This is a genomic window from Dactylosporangium darangshiense (genome assembly GCF_039537565.1).
GTDB classification, from domain to species: Bacteria; Actinomycetota; Actinomycetes; order Mycobacteriales; family Micromonosporaceae; genus Dactylosporangium; species Dactylosporangium darangshiense.
Window position 1 is genome coordinate 37,545 of record NZ_BAABAT010000028.1, and the last position, 17,701, is coordinate 55,245.

Consider the following 17,701-nt stretch of genomic DNA (forward strand, 5'->3'; position numbering starts at 1 on the left):
GTGGGTGCCGGGGCAGCGTGCGGTCGGGGTCGGCCACAACGCAGGCGTCGTGCAGACCGGTCACGGCGCCCAGGCACAGGTGCGGGTGCAGCAGCTGGCCGGGGCGGTTACCCTGCGATCCCCGGCGGCGGTGCCTGCGCCGCCTGGTGGACTTATCGGGTTGCCCAAGCCGCCCACGCGCAGTTTCGTCGGCCGGGACGCCCAGCTCGATGAGCTGGACCGCCTGGTGCAAGCGGGGGCGGGGGTGGTGGCACAGGCGGTGCACGGCCTGGGCGGGGTCGGCAAGAGTGAGCTTGCGCTGCAGTACGCCCACCGGCACCGGGGCCGGTACCAGGTGGTGTGGTGGGTGCTGGCCGACAGCCCCGAGGCGGTGGAGGCCGGGCTGGCGGAGCTGGCGGTGCGACTGCATCCGGACCTGGGCGCGGTTGGCACCGGGCAGGCCGACGCGGCCGGATGGGCGACTACATGGCTGGGTTGCCGTGACGGATGGCTGCTGGTCCTGGACAACGTCGAGGCCCGCGCCGATGTCGAGGCGCTGCTCAGCAACGCCGCAACAGGGCATGTGCTGATCACGACACGGCGGGACGTCGGCTGGCAGGACATCACCGACGGCTGTTTGCGCCTGGACGTGCTCACACTCCCCGATGCAGTCGCGTTGCTGCTGCGCCTTAGCGGCCAGACTGACACCGCCACCGCTGGGGTGCTGGCTAGGGAGCTGGGCTGTCTGCCGCTGGCGTTGCAGCAGGCCGGGGCCTATCTGCGCCAGACCCGCACCCGGATCGGCGAGTATCTGCAGCGGATGCGCAGCGACCCGGGCGCGGTGCTGGCCACGGTCGCCATCGGTGACGACGCGCAGCGTGCCGTGGCCCGGACTTGGTCGGTCACCATGGACGCCATCACTGCCCTCGATCCGCTCGCGCTGCGGCTGCTGCGGCTGCTGGCCTGCTACGCCCCCGAGGACCTGCCCCGCGACGTGCTCGCGCTGGTCGGAACCCCGGCCGCGGTTGATGCGGCGCTTGGAGTGCTGGTCTCCTACAACATGATCACGCTTACCGGCGAGGCGATCACCACACACCGGCTCGTGCAGGCCGTCACCCGCAGCCAAATGCCGCACCCCGCAGCCCAGACCCCCACCGGCACCGACCCAGCCCGCGCCCCGTCGCCCCCACCGCAACCCGGCACCGCCGACGACGATGCACGGGCGGACATCCTGCGCGCTGCCATCGATCTGCTGTGCCAGGCCGTGCCACCCGCCAATCCGGAGAAGGACGTGGCCGGATGGCCACGCTGGACGGTGCTGAGCCCGCACGTGACCGCTCTGGCCGAGCAATGCCCCGACCAGATCGGTGAACTCGACCTGGCCTGGCTGCTCGGCCAGCACGCGACCTTCGAAGACTCGCAGGGCCGCTACCGACAGGCGTTGCCGCACAAGCAGCGGGCACTGGCTATCACCGAGACCGCTCTCGGCCCCGACCACCCCGACACCGCACTCAGACTGGACAACCTCGCGGTCAGCCTGCGGGCGTTGGGCCGGGCCGACGAGGCCGAAGCGCTGCGGCGGCGGGCGCTGGCCATCACCGAGACCACCCTCGGCCCCGACCACCCCGACACCGCACTCAGACTGGACAACCTCGCGGTCACCCTGCGGGCGTTGGGCCGGGCCTACGAAGCCGAACCCCTGCAACGACGCGCGCTGGCCATCACCGAGACCACCCTCGGCCCCGACCACCCCGACACCGCGACCAGACTGGCCAACCTCGCGGCCAGCCTGTGGGCGTTGGGCCGGGCCTACGAGGCCGAACCACTAGAGCGGCGGGCGCTGGCCATCACCGAGACCACCCTCGGCCCCGACCACCCCAGCACCGCGCTCAGACTGGACAACCTGGCGGTCACCCTGCGAGACCTGGGTCGGGCCGACGAAGCCGAACCCCTGCAACGACGCGCGCTGGCCATCACCGAGACCACCCTCGGCCCCGACCACCCCGACACCGCGACCAGACTGGCCAATCTCGCGGCCAGCCTGCGGGACCTGGGACGGGCCGACGAAGCCGAACCCCTACTACGACGCGCGCTGACCATCACCGAGACCACCGTCGGCCCCGACCACCCCGACACCGCCGCCAAACTGAACAACCTCGCGGTCACCCTGCGAGACCTGGGCCGGGTCGACGAAGCCGAACCCCTGCAACGACGCGCGCTGGCCATCACCGAGACCACCCTCGGCCCCGACCACCCCGACACCGCGACCAGACTGGCCAATCTCGCGGTCAGCCTGTGGGACCTGGGACGGGCCGACGAAGCCGAACCCCTGCAACGACGCGCGCTGACCATCACCGAGACCACCCTCGGCCCCGACCACCCCGACACCGCACTCAGACTGGACAACCTCGCGGTCACCCTGCGGGACCTGGGCCGGGCCGAGGAAGCCGAACCCTTGGAGCATCGGGCCGCGGCGATCCGGAACCGACGCCACCGGTGATACCAAGTACGGCTGAGAAGTAAAGCGGCCGACGGCACCGAACCGCACAACATCAGGCTGCAGCACCAACACAGGCGTCGAACGGGAGCTCGCAGCGGCATCAGACCAACACTTCACACTGAGGGGCTGCGGTGCCCGACGGCCGTCGGGAGCGATTGCAGGTCAACGGCGAAGGCGGCCCACTCATGAATCGACGGTGACAGGGGCACGCCGAGCTGCCGGCCCAGCGCGTCGACAGGCTCTGGCAGACTCGGCGGACATGTGGAACGCGCGGCGAGTGTGGGGCATCGGGGCGGCGGTCGGCGTCGTGCTGGCCGTGTGCGTCGGCGCGGTCGTGTGCGTCGGCGCGGTCGTGTACGCCGTCACGCGGCCCTCGACCGCGTACCCCGAGTGCTTCCAGCGCGCCGCCTTCGACCGGGTGGTGGAGCGGCTCGGGCCGCCGGCGACCGGTCCAGACCTGTTCGACCCGATCGACGCGCCGGACAGGATCGGCTCGTGCAAGATCTCCGGGTCGTACGCGGTGAACGGCGGCTACATCTTCTACGCCGAAGACTCCGGCGGCCGGTCTCCCCTCGGCTTCAACGACTTCGGCTGGGCTACTTCCCCGACGGCCCGAGCGACGACCTCGGCAACGGCGCCTGGGAGGGGCCTCAGTTCCAGGCGATCGACGCGCCCTGGTACTCCTGGACGGCGAGCTGGTAGAAGGCCCGGCGTAGCCGAGGTCATCACTTACGACACGGCGCGCCGAACTCGGCGGTTGTGCCGGGCGTACGGCACGGCCAGGCCCACCACGAACACGACGGCGGCGAACGGTACACCCCACAGGATGTCGTACGGGTTGCTGCTCCCTCTGCGCCAGAAGCCTTCGGCAACGAACAGCGTTCCGAAGATCTGCGAGCCGTTCGCGAGCATCTGCAGCCACTCGATTCCCCGCGGGTTGTTCGGTGGTCGCCTGAACCACGGCAGGCGTGCGAAGGGGTTTGCCGCGGCGAGTTTCGCGCTGACGAGCAGCCAGAGCATCGTGCTGATGACGTACATGGCGCCGGCGAGGTACCACCACACGTTCATGCCGTCATGGTGACACGGCTGTGCACGCAGGTGACGTGCTCAGCCGGCCTGCGGTGTGACCGGGGTCAGCCGGGCGGTCCACGCGTCGACGAGCGATTGGTAGTTCAGCGACCACGTGGTGATCTTGCCCTGGACCACATTGTCCTCGTCGGTCCACTCGATGGTGAACAGGGCCTGGGCCGTGCTGTACATGACGTACCGGCCGAGGGGCCGGCCGTCGCGGACCAGCTGCCCGTGGTTCACGATCGTGTAGCCGGCGGGTGTGAACGTCGCCGCCACCGCCAGCGCGACCGCGGCGATCGGCCGCCAACGCCGGCGCCGAGGCGCTGCTACGGGCTGTATCTGCGGTACGGGGACGGGCCCTGGAACCGGCTCGACTGCCGGCGGCGGGTCGGCCGCGACAACGCCGAGGATGCTGCCCTGCGCCACCACGAGCTCCGGCTGTTCCAGCACCGTCGGCGCGATGCCGAGACGCCGGTGCAGCAACGTGGCGGCCAGCGGGATCCGGCTCGACCCACCGACCAGGAACACGCCGGCGGTTCGGCCGGTGCCGCCGCAGCGGCGCACCACCCGTTCGGTGACTTCGACCGTGCGCTCGAGGATCGGCTGGGCCAGGCGCTCGAACTCTTCCCGCCCGACGTGGACATCCACACCGGCGAGGGGGATGTGCAGGGCCGCACGCCCGGCCCGGGACAGCTGCTCCTTCGCGGCGCGCACATCGTCCCAGAGGGTGAGCCGTTGCCGGCGTTCCTCGGTGCCGGGTGAGTGCAGCAGCCGGTGCCAGGGCTCGCGCGCCTCGGCGGGCAGGCCGCGGCCCACGTGCTCGACGAGGGCCGCGTCGAGGTCGACGCCGCCGACATCGGTAAGGCCGTCGCTGTCGAGGACCCGCCAGTCGTTGCCCTCGCGCACGAGGACGCTGACGTCGAATGTGCCGCCGCCCAAGTCGTACACCACCAGCGTCTGCCCGTCGGGGACGCGATGGCCGAGGACGTCGGCGAAGTACCGTCCGGCGGCCACCGCCTCCTCGCACAGCGTGACACCGGTAAGTCCGGCCCGCCCGGCGGCGTCGAGCAGCACGTGGCGGCGGGTAGCGCCCCATCCGGTCGGGTGCGTCAGCACGACATGCGCCACCGGCCCGCCGGCGACCCGCCCGGCCTCCTGCCCGACGCGCCGCAGTACCGCGCCGATCAGCTCGTCGAGCCGGTACTCCCCGGCGCCCAGCAGTACCGTCGGCTCGTCGATGCGCCGCTTCGGGTTGGGCTCGAACCCGGCGGGATCGATCCGGGCCGTCCGGTCGGCGTCGCGCCCGACGAGGATCTCCCCGTCCGGTCCCGCGTACACCCCGGAGGCCAGCAGCGGCCCCGAGTCGAACAGCAACGGCCGCACCCGCCCGCCGGCGTCGCGCAGCGCGGCGACGGTGTGTGAGGTGCCGAAGTCGATGCCGACGACCGGCACATCGAATGGAGACACAGGGTGCGACGCTACCGATTCGAACCGCGAACCGCCATCAGGCTACTGACCCACGTCGGATCCGCTTCCAGGGAAGCTCGTTGTTCCGGCGGCCCGCTCGCATAGGCCGGCAGTGCCTCATTCGAGCTCGAAATGAGCCAGCGCAGACCCGGCCGCACAACACGAGTCTCATGAGACGCCCGGACGGGCTTTGCGGCGGGACGCTCGCAGCCGGATGGCCAGCTGGGCGGCCACGGCGATGACGGCCAGCGCGGCACCGGCGGCCAGTACCATCCACAGTGGATCCAGCGACGGGAGTGGCGCGTCGATGGACAGGGACGGCAGGAACAGGCCGACCGTCGCCCACGCGACGAGCGCGGCCAGCAGGCCCGCGACGACGCCGGCGGCCACAATGCCGAGGGCGGTGGCGGCGTCGGCCCGCGCGGTCACCCGGCGCGGCACGCCCTGGGTGCGCAGGGTGCCGTAGGCGTCGGTGGAGGCCGCCGCGACCACCACGGTCCCGGCGGCGCCGAGCAACGCGGCCAGGGCGCCGGCGACGAGGAAGAACCGCAGGGCGAGCGGCGCGCCGCGGCGGCCCCGGGCGGCGCGTTCGTCGGAGACCGTGTGGCGGGAGACGACGGTGAGGCCGTGCGCGGCCAAGTCGCTCTCCACCGTGGCCGGCGCGCCCGCGGCGAGCCACACCTGGCCCTCGTCGACCGCGCCGGAGTCGGTGGAGAGCAGGTCGGCGCGCTCCAGGTCGACCAGGGCGCCGCGCTGGCCGACGCCGGGCACGGCGCGCAAGGGGGCGGCCACGGCGGCGGTCGCCGCGAAACCGTCGAACAAGCCGAACGCGCCGTCGGGCGGCAGCGGGCCGGTCGACAGTACCGGCATCGGGACGGTGAGGTCGAGGGGGCGGACGGTACCGGCGTTGCTGCGGCCGGTGCTGGGCAGCGTCAGCGCGAGCCCGTCGGCGGTGGCGACGGCCTTCGCGGCGGGGGCGGCCTCCCAGTGCCGGGCCAGGTCGACCGGGGTGCCGTCGGCGTCCAAGCGGTGCACGGTCAGCCGGCAGTCCGGGCCGACGGCCGTCGTGATGCCGACCTTCAGCGCCACGAGCCGGCAGCCGGCGGCGCAGGACGGGTCGTGGGCCTCGTAGGTGTGCCGGCCGGCGACGAGGGCGCCGAACCCGAGAGCCACCGCCGGGCCGCCGCTGTCCGGCGCGAGCACGGCGTACAGGGTCGTTGCCACAGTGGTGGGGTCGCCCAGGGTCAGCTCGACGTGGAGCGTCGTGCCGCGCAGGCGTATCGTCTCGGACTCCGGCACGGCCTGCAGGCGCGCGGCCAGGTCGTGCAGCGGCAACGCGGCGTAGTCGGGGTGCCAGATCGCGACCGCGGGCAGCCGTGCCGAGTCGACGGCGAGCGCGGGAGGGGCGCCCTCGGACATGGCGGGCACCGGTACTGCTGCCATCGCGAACTTCCCGTCGGGATCCACGGCACGGGTCGCCGCCAGCAGTGCGGACCGGGTGGTGTCGCGCACGGTCAGCACCGTCGGGGCGCCGGCGGCCAGGTCGGCGCCGCGGTCCACGGTCGCGGCGGACACGTCCGTCGCGGTTGCCGCGAAGCCCAGCAGACCGAAAGCCACAACGAGCAGCGCCAGCAGCCGCCGGCCGGTCGGCTGGCGGGCCAGCCGGGTCGCGCTCAGGGCGGTGACCAGCCGTCCGCGGTGCAGCGCCAGGCCGGCGATCCGGGCGGCGAGCGGTCCGACCAGCCGCGCGGCGAGCAGGCCGACGGCCAGCATGACCAGCGGCGGGGCGAGCAGCGCGACGCCGGACAGCGTGCCGCCGCGAGCCTGCACCTGGGCGACGGAGACCACGGCGAGCACCACCACGAGAATCTCGAGGGTGAGCGAGCGCCAGTGGCCGGACCGCCGGTCGGTCTCGCGCAGCAGGTCGGCGACGGGGCGGCCGGCCGAGCGCAGCTGGGCGGCGACGGCGACCACGAGCGCGCCGGCCGCGGTCACGGCGGCCGCGGCGAGCATGAGCGGGTCGGCGTACCGTCCACTGAGGACGGCCACCGTCAGGTAGCCGATCGGCGCGCCGACCAGCACCGCCAGCGCGGTCTCGGCGGCGGCGAACCAGCCGCGGCGCGCCCCGGTCACGCCGCGCAGCGCGACGACGCCGAGCTCCTGGCGGCGGGCGCGGGCCGCGGCGGCGGCCGCGAAGACGACCAGCGCCCAGCTGAGCGCGGCCAGCGGCAACGCGGCCACCGGAGCGGTGGCGCGGGCCTGCGCCACGTCGGCTTCGATCTCGGCGAGCAGGTCGGGCAGGCGGGTGCCCAGCGCAGGGCTGCCGTCCTGCTGCACACCTGCGGCGGCCAGCCAGGCGCGCAGCGCCGGCAGCGAAGCGACGGTGATGCCGTCCGGCCCGAAGTACGCGGCAATGTGCTGTTCCTCGTCGGGGTGGTCGATGGCGTTGAGCGTGGCCCGGGAGACGTAGAACGGCACACCTCCCTTGTCGTCGCCCGCAGCGTCGGCGACGGTGCCGCACCAGTACGGCTCGGTGCTGTCGCGGGCCCGCACGATGCCGACGACGGTGAGCCGGGCCGGGTCGCCGGAGGGCCGGTAGATCTTCTCGCCGCCGATGTACGCCCCGGCGTTCAGGTCGAGCGCGTCGCCGAGGCGCACGCCGTGGCCGGTCGCGGCGCGCTCGTTGACCACCACCTCCATGGCGCCCATCAGGCAGCGGCCGGCCACGACGACGACGTGGTCGCAGAGGTCCTGGCGGTAGCCGACCCGCCGGGAGTCCGCGGGCGGGACCTTCTCCGGCCCGGCCGGGATCATCGTGATCTCGGCGCTGAACACCTGGGTGAGGCCGGGACCGGCCAGGCGGGGCGTCGCCGACTGCTCGAACCCGACGTCCAGGCGGGGCACGGTCGCGCCGAGCTCGACCGTGCGCTCGACCGTCGATGCGGCGGCGAGGTGCCCGGCGACGATCTGCTCCTCGACGGTGCCCAGGTAGGCCGGGCTGGCCACGGCGGCCGCGGTGGCCAGTGCCGCCAGGATCAGGGTCAGCACGAACTGCCCGCGCCGGCCCCGCACCATGTCCCACAGCAGCCCGATCATGCCGCCTCCTCGCTCCGCGGTGAACCGGTCATACCTTTGTCCGGGCGGTGAGCAGGGCCACGGCGGCGAAGCAGAGCGCGGCGGCCGCCGCGCCGGCCGCGAGCGGTACCGCTGCGGGACCGGTCGGCGGCGGCAGCACGGACCAGCCGTCGGCGAACGGGTCCACGGGTGCGGCGGCGAGCAGGCGCGCGACCACCGCGGACAGCAGCCCGATCAGCACCGCGGCGACGGCCGGCGCCGTCGCCGCCACGAACCCGGCGGCCCGCACCACCCGGGCCGGCGCGCCCTGGACGCGAAGCGCCAGCAGCTGCGCATCGGTGTCCGGGCGCTGCGTGGCACCGGCGACACCGAACGCGCCGGCCGCGAGCAGCAGCGCCAGCGCCCCGGCCAGCAGACCGTAGCGCAGAGCCGCGGCCGGACCGTAGCCGTCCAGCCGGCGGTGCGCGGCCGCCGTGGAGTCCTCGGCGACGACCCGCAGCCCGGCGGCGCGCAGGTCGTCCACAATGGACTGCGGCGCGTGCGGGGCCAGCCACACCTGCTGGCGGTCGCCGGGAACCGCGGTGCCGGCCAGCCGGGCGGCGTACTCGAGGTCGACGATCGTGCCGTCCGCGCCCACCCGCGGGAGCACCGCGTACGGGCTCGGCGAGATGGGCACCACCGCCTCGCCGAACGGTCTGACGGTCGCGAGGTTGTGCTCGTCACCGACGGCGACGAAACGCCCGGTGACGAGCGCGGGCAGGGGCACCGGGGTGTCCACGACGTACACCTTCGGGTCGGTCGAGGCGGCCTTCCCCGGCGGGAGCGCGGTCAGCACGAGCGCGCCGTCGGGGTGGGTCGGGCTGACCGACGGCACGGTGTCGCCGAGCGAGGTGCGCCAGCGGGCGGGGTCGCCGAAGACGCCGCCGGGCACGGCAACGGCGCCGTCGGCGCTGAGCTGCCTGATCGTCACGGTCGTGCGGACACCGGCGAGTTCGACGGTGGTCATCCGGCATCCGCGCCGGCACTGCGGCACGTCCACCGTGGACGTTCCGGCCGGGAAGACGGCGGTGACTTTTTCGCCGGTACCGGCGGCCACGAGCCCGACCACGACGGACACGCCGGGTGCATCGGCGGTGGCGTCGAGCCGCAGAGCCGTGCCGGTCACGGTCAGCGGCGCCGGCGCGGGCGGGTGCAGCCGGGCCGCGGCGGCCGGACTGATGCCGGCGACGGCGGCAAGGCGGGCCGAGTCGACGGCGAGCACGGGCCGGCCGTCCGGCCCCACGCTCTGCACGACCGCCATGGCGCGGGTCCCGGTCTGGTCGGCGGCGCGCACCGCGGCGAGCAACCGCTCCTGGTCGCCGGTGTCGACGGTGAGCACTCGCTCGGCCCCGACGGCGATCGTGGCCCGGTCGGCCCGGGCCTCGTCGGCGGCGACCCAGTCCTGCACGGCGACGGCGAACAGGCACGAGCCGGCGGCGAGCAGCGGCACGAGCCGGTGCACGGCGCCGCGCCGCGCGAGCAGCAGCACGCCGATCCCGGTGCCGAGCCGGCTGTCGCTGTCGCTCGTCACGGCCGCGGCGTGCCCGGCCCGGGCGGCGAGCGGCAGCAGCAGCCGGGACAGCAGGACCGCGGTGGCCAGCGCGAGCAGCACCGGCACGAACGCCTCGAGGCCGAACCCGGCGTCCGGTCTCCCGTGCAGGCTGACCGCCTGGAACACCGCCGCGCCGGCCAGCGCGAGCGCGGCGATGTCGAGCGTGGCACCGCCGCGCGGCGAGCCGTGCGGGGTGCCGGACTGCAGCAGTCGCTGCACCGGGGTGCTGATGGTGCGCCAGTCGGCGATGATGATCGCGCCGAGCCCGCCGGCGGCGACCGACCCGACGGCCAGGGGCGGGTACCGCCACGCGAACCCGCCGAGCGCAATGCCCGCCAGCAGCGGCAGGGCGCCCTCCCCGGCGACGAGGATGAGCATCCGCGAGCGCGCTGTGCCGTGCAGCGCCATGCGGGCGACGTCGAACCGGCGCGCCTCGGCCGCGTAGCGCGCGGTGACCGTGAACGCCAGCAGCGCGACCACCAACAGCTCAGCGGTGGCGAGCTGCACCCCGCGCCGCACCGCCCGCCCGTCGTCGGCCAGGTGCGTATACAGCTCGGCGGCGCCGGACGAGTACGCGAACTGCTGGCGGTGCAGCCGGTCCAGGGTGGCGTCCATGCGGCCGGGATCGGCGAACAGCCCTGCGGGCAGCAGCGCGTCGAGCCTCGCGTCGGCGAAGCCGCTGCCGGCCAGGACGGTCTCGGCGGTGCCGTAGAGCGCGGTGCCGCCCTGTCCGGACCAGTACCAGTCGATGGGGTCGCGGGCCCGGTACGTGCCGACGACGGTGAGCGCGAGCGGGTCCGTGCCGGGCCCGACGGCGTAGCGGGCCCGGTCGCCGACCGTCACACCGAGCGGCAGCTGCTCGCTGACGACGACCTCGCCGCGGGCGGCCGGGCAGCGCCCGGTGACGAGGACGGCTTCACAGAAGTCGTCGCGGTACCGCAGGTCGCCCGCCACCTGCCGGGTGCCGAGGAAGAGCGTGCCGGAGCGCCGCAGCCCCACGGCGACCCGCTCCGCCGGCAGCTCCAGCCCGACGCTGTCGCGGAACCGCTGCAGCGCCGCCGCCGCGACAGCGGGGCGGTCGTCGCCGCCGCTGGTGACCCGGCCCTGCACGCTCAGCGTCCGCTGCGCCGGGGTGGCCTCACGGACCAGGGCGGCCGCGCTGTCCCGGGCCGCCGCGGCGGAATACCCCGGCGCCCACGCAATCGCCGCCATGGCCAGGGCCGCGAGCAGGCCCAGGGCGAGCGACGAGACCCGCCGCGCCCGCACCGCGTCCCAGATCAGCTCCAGCACCGGCCAAGGGTACGACGAATCGGCGCAACGCAACGACCCGCTTGGATCTCAGTCGCAGCGCTCCTTGACGAACGACTCGCGTGACACGATCTTGGAGTGATCGAAGTCGACCGTGGCCAGCACCTGGCCCGCCCCGATCTTGGGCAGGTCATCCGTGGTGAAGGTGACCGTGGGCGCACTGGAACCTTCCGGGCCACCGTCCGATGAGTCGAGGTTGTAGTGGTGCCCGGGTTCGATCGACGTCAACGGTACGACCGTGAAGCTGCCCGGGCCGGTGCCGACGACCTCCTCCTCGTTGGAGGTGATCTCCCAGCCGGGTCGCGCCGCGCCGAGCAGCTCCACCTCGGCGTCCTGAACCTGGTCCGGCAGCGTGACTGTGACCGACCACTTGTGCAGCGAATCGTCCATGGTGTCCTCATCGAGGTATACATCGACGACGACTGTTGGTCGTCCGCAGACGGCGACGACCGCCGTCGGCCGGCCATCGATCACGGCCAAGGCCGCATACTGCACGGGATCCGGACCAAAGGGTGCAAGGTAACAGGCACCCAGCGATATCCCCACTGTGAGTACCGCACCCGCCACAGCGAGCGAACGCATCATGGCGGAATCCTCGGTGATCGGCATCACGCACCGATCACGCGCAGGCGTCAATGCGAATAGCCGAACCTCAGGCATGCACGGCGGCGAGCTCCACGGTCTGCCTGCGGGCGGCCGTGGCCGTCGCGGCCGCTCCCACCAGGGCGAGTACCACGACTGCGCCGAACGCGACCAGGGTCGGCGCGTCGGGATGCAGCACGGACTGGCCGCGCTTGGCCTGCCAGGTCAGCACGGCGAACACGCCGGCGTAGCCGAACACGGCGGCCCCGACCAGACGGGCACGGACCCGCTCGGCGCGCAGCCACGGACGCCGGGTCGCGAGCACGTTCAGGATCGCGGTCACCGCCAGCAGCACCTGGATCGCGTGCAGACCGACGAAGTGCGGCACGCGGAGATCACCGCCGGTCGTGCTCCAGTTCGTCAGCGCCATACCGTGCCCGTCCGGGTCGCCGATGCCGTGCGCGCCGACCAGGGACACGGTGTGCCCGTTCGCGTCGACCTCCGTGCGCGGCGCCGACCCGGCGGACGTGCTGAGCCAGAGCGCCACGACCATGCTGGCGAACGCGAGCCCGAGCCCGGCGCGCAGCGCACGGGCGAGGGCGCGGTCGCCGGTCCGCTGGATCAGCAGGAGAATCGCGATCACCAGCGTGGCCAGCATCAACGGCATGATGCCGAAGGAGAACACCGTCTGCACGGTCCGGGCCACGTCATCGGTGTCCTGGTTGAAGTGGCTGAACGTTCCGTGCGCCGCGGCCCAGGCCACCGCACCGACGTCCAGCACCCCGGCGAGCGCGAACCCGGTCCCGACCCACCACCCGACACGCCGCCCCTTCGTCAGCCGGGTGAGCAGCCATGCCAACGTCAGGCTGTAGACGCCCATGGCCACACCGAACTTCATCGGCTTCGCCCACACGGGCTCGCCGAGCAACAACCGATCATCGGCGAACACTGCCACCGCGGAGAAGACCGCCAACCCGAACATGAGCGCCGCGTGCAGCACCAGCGGCCGGTGCCAGCCACGCACCGCGTGGACAAACCTCGTGAGAACGTTCATCGGACGCTCCAGCTACGGACGAATGGATGCCCTCTCAGCCTCGGCGAACCGCTCGCCCGTAACCATCCGGCCGTCCCCCGGACGCGATCGGGGGCTATCCCCCGGTCGTTCGGCCACCACCTAGGGGCAGTGGTGGCGGCCGTCGGGAAGGCGTCGGGTGGCGCCGCGACGATGCAGCAGTTCCAGCAGTGGTACCGCAACCCGCCGCGTCGTCCCGAGAGCCCCTCTCGCCTCGCTCACGGTGAAGGGCTGGGGCAGCTTGGCGAGGCGCTCCGCGGCGGCCTCGGGAGCGCTCGGGAGCAGGACGATGCCGTCGGCGATGCGCAGGAGCTGGCCGGCCTTCACGGCGGCGCCGATCTCCTTGGGCCCGAGGCCCAGTGCGGCCAGGCGGTCGGCCTCCGGTGCGGCGAACGGGGTGGCGGCCAGGCCGGCGCGCACGGCGTCGATGGCCCGCTGCAGGCGGTCGGGCAGGCGGGCACCGCTGGCGACGCGTCCATTGTGGACGGCCATGGACGACGGCAGGAGGCGCTCCACGATGGCGCGGTCGGGCAGGCCGAGGCGCGCGCGGAGAGCGTCGAGCGGCGGGTCGGGGTCGACGGGGTGCGCCTCGGCGTGCGCGCGGACCTCCTCGACCAGGCGAACACGCAGCTCGGCTACGTAGGAAGGGTCGAGCAGCCAGCCGGGGGCCGGCGGGTCGATGCCCATGCGGCGCAGCTCGTCGGCGTGGACGATGCGGCGGCGGCGCAGCTCGTCGGCGTACGACGGGCGGCCGTCCATCGTGGACAGCTCCGCGGCCCGGGTGGCGGCCGCGCCGCGGCGGCGCAATGGTGGCGGTGAGACGTCGAGGACGATGACGCCGCCGGGCACGCGGTGGCGGCCGGGGTCGCGCAGCAGGGCGCGGTCGCCGGCGTGCAGCGGCAGGGTGCGGTCCAGGCGCAGGCGGGCGGTGTCGGCGCCCAGCGGGCGCACCCGGGCCGGCACCGCCGCCGATCCGATGTGCAGCATCACCGTGGCCGGGAGGTCCGCGACGGGGTCGCCGTGCACGCGCACGTCGATGAGGTCGGTGGAGACGAAACGGCCGGGCTCGACGAGCGCGTCGCCGCGGGCGGCGGCGGTGCGCTCGACGCCGCGCAGGTTGACGGCCACGCGGGCGACGGCGTCCACGGTGGACACCGGCTCGCCCAGGGAATGCAGGCCGCGCACGCGGACCGGGGCGCCGGCGAGCTCGAGCTCGGCGCCCGTGGCCAGGCGGCCGGCGCCGAGGGTGCCCGTCACCACGGTACCGCTGCCGCGAATGGTGAAGGAGCGGTCGATCCACAGCCGGACCGGCGCGTGCGGGTCGGGCGGCGGCAGGGCGGCGCCGAGGCGGTCGAGGGCGGCGCGCAGGTCGTCGAGGCCGGCGCCGGTCACCGCGCTCACGGCGACGGCCTCGACGTTGCCGGCGCAGGTCTTCGCCAGCTGCTCGAGGGCCTGCCGGGTGGCCGGGGCGGGGTCGGCGAGGTCGGCGCGGCTGACGACGAGCAGGGCGTGGCGCACGCCGAGCGCGTCGAGGGCGGCGAGGTGCTCGGCCGACTGCGGCATCCAGCCCTCGTCGGCGGCGACGACGAGCATCGCGGCCGGCACCGGGCCGACGCCGGCGAGCATGTTGGGCACGAACCGCTCATGGCCGGGCACGTCCACGAACGCGACCGTGGCGCCGGACGGCAGGCGCGTCCAGGCGAAGCCGAGGTCGATCGTCATGCCGCGGCGGCGCTCCTCGGCCCAGCGGTCGGGCTCCATGCCGGTCAGCGCGCGCACGAGCGTGGACTTGCCGTGGTCCACGTGGCCGGCGGTGGCGACAACCCACATGCGACTAGTGCCCGGCCGCGCGCAGGATCGCGGCGGCGACCGCCTGGTCGTCGTCCTCGGGGACGCAGCGCAGGTCGAGCAGGAGCCGGCCCTGCTCGACGCGGCCAACGACCGGCGGGTCGCCGAGGCGCAGCGGCGCTGCGAGGTCCGGCGGCAGCGCGAGGGCCGCGGAGGGCAGCTCGACGTCGGGCGCGCCGCCGCCGCCGACCACGGCGACGGTGTCGACCACCTCGGCGGGCACGGCGCCGCCGAGGGCACCGTGGACCGCCTCGGCCCGACGCCGCAGCCGCGCGGCCGGTGCCCGCAGTGCCCGCCGGGTCGGGGTCTCGCCGGCCAGGAGCGTCGCCTCCAGCGCGGCGAGGGTGAGCTTGTCGACCCGCAGGGCGCGCGCGAGAGGGTGGCGGCGCAGGGCCTCGACCAGGTCCGCCCGTCCGAGCAGCAGCCCGGCCTGCGGGCCGCCGAGCAGCTTGTCGCCGCTGGCCGTGACGAGGTCGGCGCCGTCACACAGTACCGTCGCGGCATCCGGCTCATCGGGCAACAGGGGGTCGGCGTCCAGCAGGCCGGACCCGATGTCGACGACGAGCGGCGCGGGCAGGGCGGCCAGCTCGCGCACCGGCACGGCTGCGACGAACCCGCGCTGGTAGAAGTTCGACGGGTGGACCTTGAGCAGGAAGCCGGTCTGCGGGCCGATGGCGTCGCGGTAGTCGGCGAGCGAGGTGCGGTTGGTGGTGCCGACCTCGCGCAGGCGGGCGCCGGTCGACACGAGCAGGTCGGGCAGGCGGAAGCCGTCGCCGATCTCGACGAGCTCGCCGCGGCTGACGACGATCTCCTTGCCGGCGGCCAGGCCGGTCGCGGCGAGCAGCAGCGCCGCCGCGCCGTTGTTCAGCACGTGCACGGCCTGTGCAGCGGGAACGGCCTCGCCCAGCGCCCGTAGGGCGGTGCGGCCGCGGCGGGCCCGGCGGCCGGTCTCGAGGTCCAGCTCGACGTCGGTGTGCCCGGCGGCGGCGACGATCGCCTGGACGGCGGCGGCCGGCAGCGCGGCCCGTCCGAGGTTGGTGTGCAGCACCACGCCGGTGGCGTTGAGCACGGGGCGCAGGCCGCCGGGGCCGGACAGGCGGCGCCGGGCCGACTCGGCGACGTCGGCGGCGGGCAGCTCGCCGCGGCGGACGCGGTCGAGCTCCTCGCGGACGACGGCGCGGGCGCGGTCGCGCTGGAAGCCGGACAGGCGCGGGTCGGCGAGGACGGTATCGGTGCGCGGCACCGCGCGTCGCTGATCCACTCCTGCACCGTAGCAGCGCAACGGCTACGAGCCGGCCGTCAATGGGTAACAGCCCCGCGGGCGCATGGTGCGTAACGCGTGGCCCCGGTCGCGCGCCCGGAGCCACACATCACCGCACTAGACCGGCTCGAACGCGATGCGCCGGTTGGCGCCGTCGAGCTCCCGCACGCGCACGGGCAGCGTGCTGCCGACGGCCGGGCGGGCCTGCGTCCGCAGGAGCCCGGGAATGTCGCCGTGGACGGTCACGAACGCGCCGAACGGCACGAGCTTGGTGACCAGGCCGTCGACGACGTCGCCGACGGTGTGCCGGGCGACGAAGTCGTCCCAGGCGTCGATGTTCTCGGAGCGGGTCATGCACATCACCTCCCTTCTTCGCAGACTCCGCTGAGGTGTCGCGATGGGAGGGGCGGGCCGCGGGCCCGCGGGCCGATCAAGCCTTGGCCGGGCGCAACTTCCACTCACGGCGCATGGCCGACCCGGCAGTCATGGCGCAATCGTACAACCGGCGCATGGCGGCGGGGAACACCCTTCCGTACGCTACGACGAACGCCGATGCGCCCTGCTGCGACCCGCCACGTTGTGCAGGCCGCCTCTGCCCGCCGTGCGCCGATGCCGGCCGGGTCGGGAGGTCGTGCACTGCCGTCACGATGGATGGGAGGGCCGGCGATGCATGCTGCGCCGGATCGGATCAGCGTCGGATTTCAGGGCGACGGCGCGGGCGAGGGCCCGCTGTCGTGGGGCCAGCTGGAGAACTGGTCGGCGATCGTCAAACAAGGAACGTGGATACCGCTCGGCGGCGTCAAGGCCTTGGCCGAGGGCACGACCGTGGACGAGGTCGTGGCCGAGCTGCGGTACCTCATGACCCGCTACGAACCCATGCGCACCCGCCTGCGCTTCGCCGCCGACGGCACGCCGACGCAGGTCGTGCACGCCGCCGGCGAGATCGACCTGCAGATCGTCGACGCCGGCGCCGCGGACCCGGCGCGGGTCGCCGAGGAGCTGTGCGAGGCGTGGAGCGGTAAGCAGCTCGACTTCGCCACCGAGTGGCCGCTGCGGATGGCGGTCGTGCGCCAGGGCGAGCGGCTGTCCCACATGGCCGTGCTGGTCTCGCACCTGGTGACCGACGCCGCCGGTGCGATGACGATGCTGGCCGAGGTCGCCGAGCGCACGAGCACGCCGGTGCCGGGGCCGCAGCCGCTCGCCCAGGCGCAGTGGCAGGCGTCGCCGGCGGGGCAGCGCCACGACGCGGCGGCCCGCCGCTACTGGGAGGGCATCCTGCAGACCGTGGCGCCCGAGCGGTTCCCGCGGCCGGCGGCGGTGGAGTCGCCGCGGTACTGGCACGGCGAGTTCACCTCCCCCGCGCTGGGCCTGGCCGCGCGGCGCTGGGCGGCCGAGACCGGTGCGGACACCACGACGGTGCTGCTGGCGGCGTATGCGGGCGCGCTGACCCGGGTCACCGGCGTCGACCCGGTGGTGATCCGCCCGATCGTGAGCAACCGGTTCCGGCCGGGCCTGGCCGGCGTGGTGTGCACGCTCGCACAGGCGGGGCTGCTCAGCGTCCCGGCGGCGGGGTTGCGGTTCCCGGAGCTGCTGGAGCGGACGCGGCGGGTGACGATGGCGGCGTACAAGTACGCCTACTTCCACCACACGCAGATGGAGCGGCTGCGGGACCGGGTCAACGCCGAGCGCGGCGTGGAGATCGAGCTCGGCTGCTACTTCAACGACCGTCGCGGCCCGGGCCGCGACGAGGCGCCGATCGAGCCGGGCGAGTCGGCGCTGCGCTGGGTCGCCGCGCAGGACGCCCCGTCGTTCGAGCCGCTGTTCGTCCACGTCGACGACGCGCCCGGCACGCTGCGGCTGAGCCTGTACCTCGACGCCGCGCACTTCTCCCCCGCCGCCGCCGAGGAGCTCATGGCCGGGATGGAGCGCCTGGTGGCCGGCTGAGCG

12 protein-coding genes are annotated in these 17,701 nt (G+C 74.3%); 3 read left to right on the top strand and 9 right to left on the bottom strand.

What is annotated here, in order from left to right:
• Positions 1-85: 85 nt before the first annotated feature.
• Complete coding sequence (locus ABD901_RS37535) at positions 86-2,479, top strand: tetratricopeptide repeat protein (RefSeq protein ID WP_345134596.1); 2,394 nt, start codon at positions 86-88, stop codon at positions 2,477-2,479.
• Between the two features lie 495 nt (positions 2,480-2,974).
• Complete coding sequence (locus ABD901_RS37540; RefSeq protein WP_345134598.1) at positions 2,975-3,181, top strand: hypothetical protein; 207 nt, start codon at positions 2,975-2,977, stop codon at positions 3,179-3,181.
• Positions 3,182-3,208: 27 nt separating this feature from the next.
• On the opposite strand, the gene ABD901_RS37545 is transcribed toward ABD901_RS37540, so the two are convergent.
• The 9 genes from ABD901_RS37545 to ABD901_RS37585 all read right to left on the bottom strand — a co-directional run bounded on the left by ABD901_RS37545 (position 3,209) and on the right by ABD901_RS37585 (position 16,108).
• Positions 3,209-3,547 (bottom strand): hypothetical protein, encoded by a 339-nt coding sequence (locus ABD901_RS37545; protein WP_345134600.1) that lies wholly within the window; start codon positions 3,545-3,547, stop codon positions 3,209-3,211.
• A 39-nt stretch (positions 3,548-3,586) separates the two neighbouring features.
• Positions 3,587-5,017 carry an Hsp70 family protein gene (locus tag ABD901_RS37550; protein ID WP_345134602.1) on the bottom strand — a complete coding sequence of 477 codons (1,431 nt, stop codon included), beginning with the start codon at positions 5,015-5,017 and terminating at the stop codon, positions 3,587-3,589.
• Positions 5,018-5,185: 168 nt separating this feature from the next.
• A complete protein-coding gene (locus ABD901_RS37555) occupies positions 5,186-8,113 on the bottom strand; it encodes a hypothetical protein (RefSeq protein ID WP_345134604.1) in 2,928 nt (975 codons plus the stop codon).
• Between the two features lie 28 nt (positions 8,114-8,141).
• A complete protein-coding gene (locus ABD901_RS37560; RefSeq protein WP_345134606.1) occupies positions 8,142-10,973 on the bottom strand; it encodes a hypothetical protein in 2,832 nt (943 codons plus the stop codon).
• A gap of 48 nt (positions 10,974-11,021) precedes the next feature.
• A complete protein-coding gene (locus ABD901_RS37565) occupies positions 11,022-11,603 on the bottom strand; it encodes a hypothetical protein (RefSeq protein WP_345134608.1) in 582 nt (193 codons plus the stop codon).
• A 40-nt stretch (positions 11,604-11,643) separates the two neighbouring features.
• On the bottom strand, positions 11,644-12,627 hold the full coding sequence (locus ABD901_RS37570; RefSeq protein ID WP_345134611.1) for a hypothetical protein: 984 nt from the start codon (positions 12,625-12,627) through the stop codon (positions 11,644-11,646).
• A gap of 120 nt (positions 12,628-12,747) precedes the next feature.
• Positions 12,748-14,475 carry a selenocysteine-specific translation elongation factor gene (selB, locus tag ABD901_RS37575; RefSeq protein WP_345134614.1) on the bottom strand — a complete coding sequence of 576 codons (1,728 nt, stop codon included), beginning with the start codon at positions 14,473-14,475 and terminating at the stop codon, positions 12,748-12,750.
• A gap of 4 nt (positions 14,476-14,479) precedes the next feature.
• A complete protein-coding gene (gene selA / locus ABD901_RS37580; RefSeq protein WP_345134616.1) occupies positions 14,480-15,754 on the bottom strand; it encodes an L-seryl-tRNA(Sec) selenium transferase in 1,275 nt (424 codons plus the stop codon).
• A 117-nt stretch (positions 15,755-15,871) separates the two neighbouring features.
• A complete protein-coding gene (locus ABD901_RS37585) occupies positions 15,872-16,108 on the bottom strand; it encodes a S1 RNA-binding domain-containing protein (protein WP_345134619.1) in 237 nt (78 codons plus the stop codon).
• A 312-nt stretch (positions 16,109-16,420) separates the two neighbouring features.
• Here ABD901_RS37585 and ABD901_RS37590 point away from each other — a divergent pair, with 312 nt between their 5' ends.
• Positions 16,421-17,698 carry a condensation domain-containing protein gene (locus ABD901_RS37590; RefSeq protein WP_345134621.1) on the top strand — a complete coding sequence of 426 codons (1,278 nt, stop codon included), beginning with the start codon at positions 16,421-16,423 and terminating at the stop codon, positions 17,696-17,698.
• Positions 17,699-17,701: the final 3 nt, after the last annotated feature.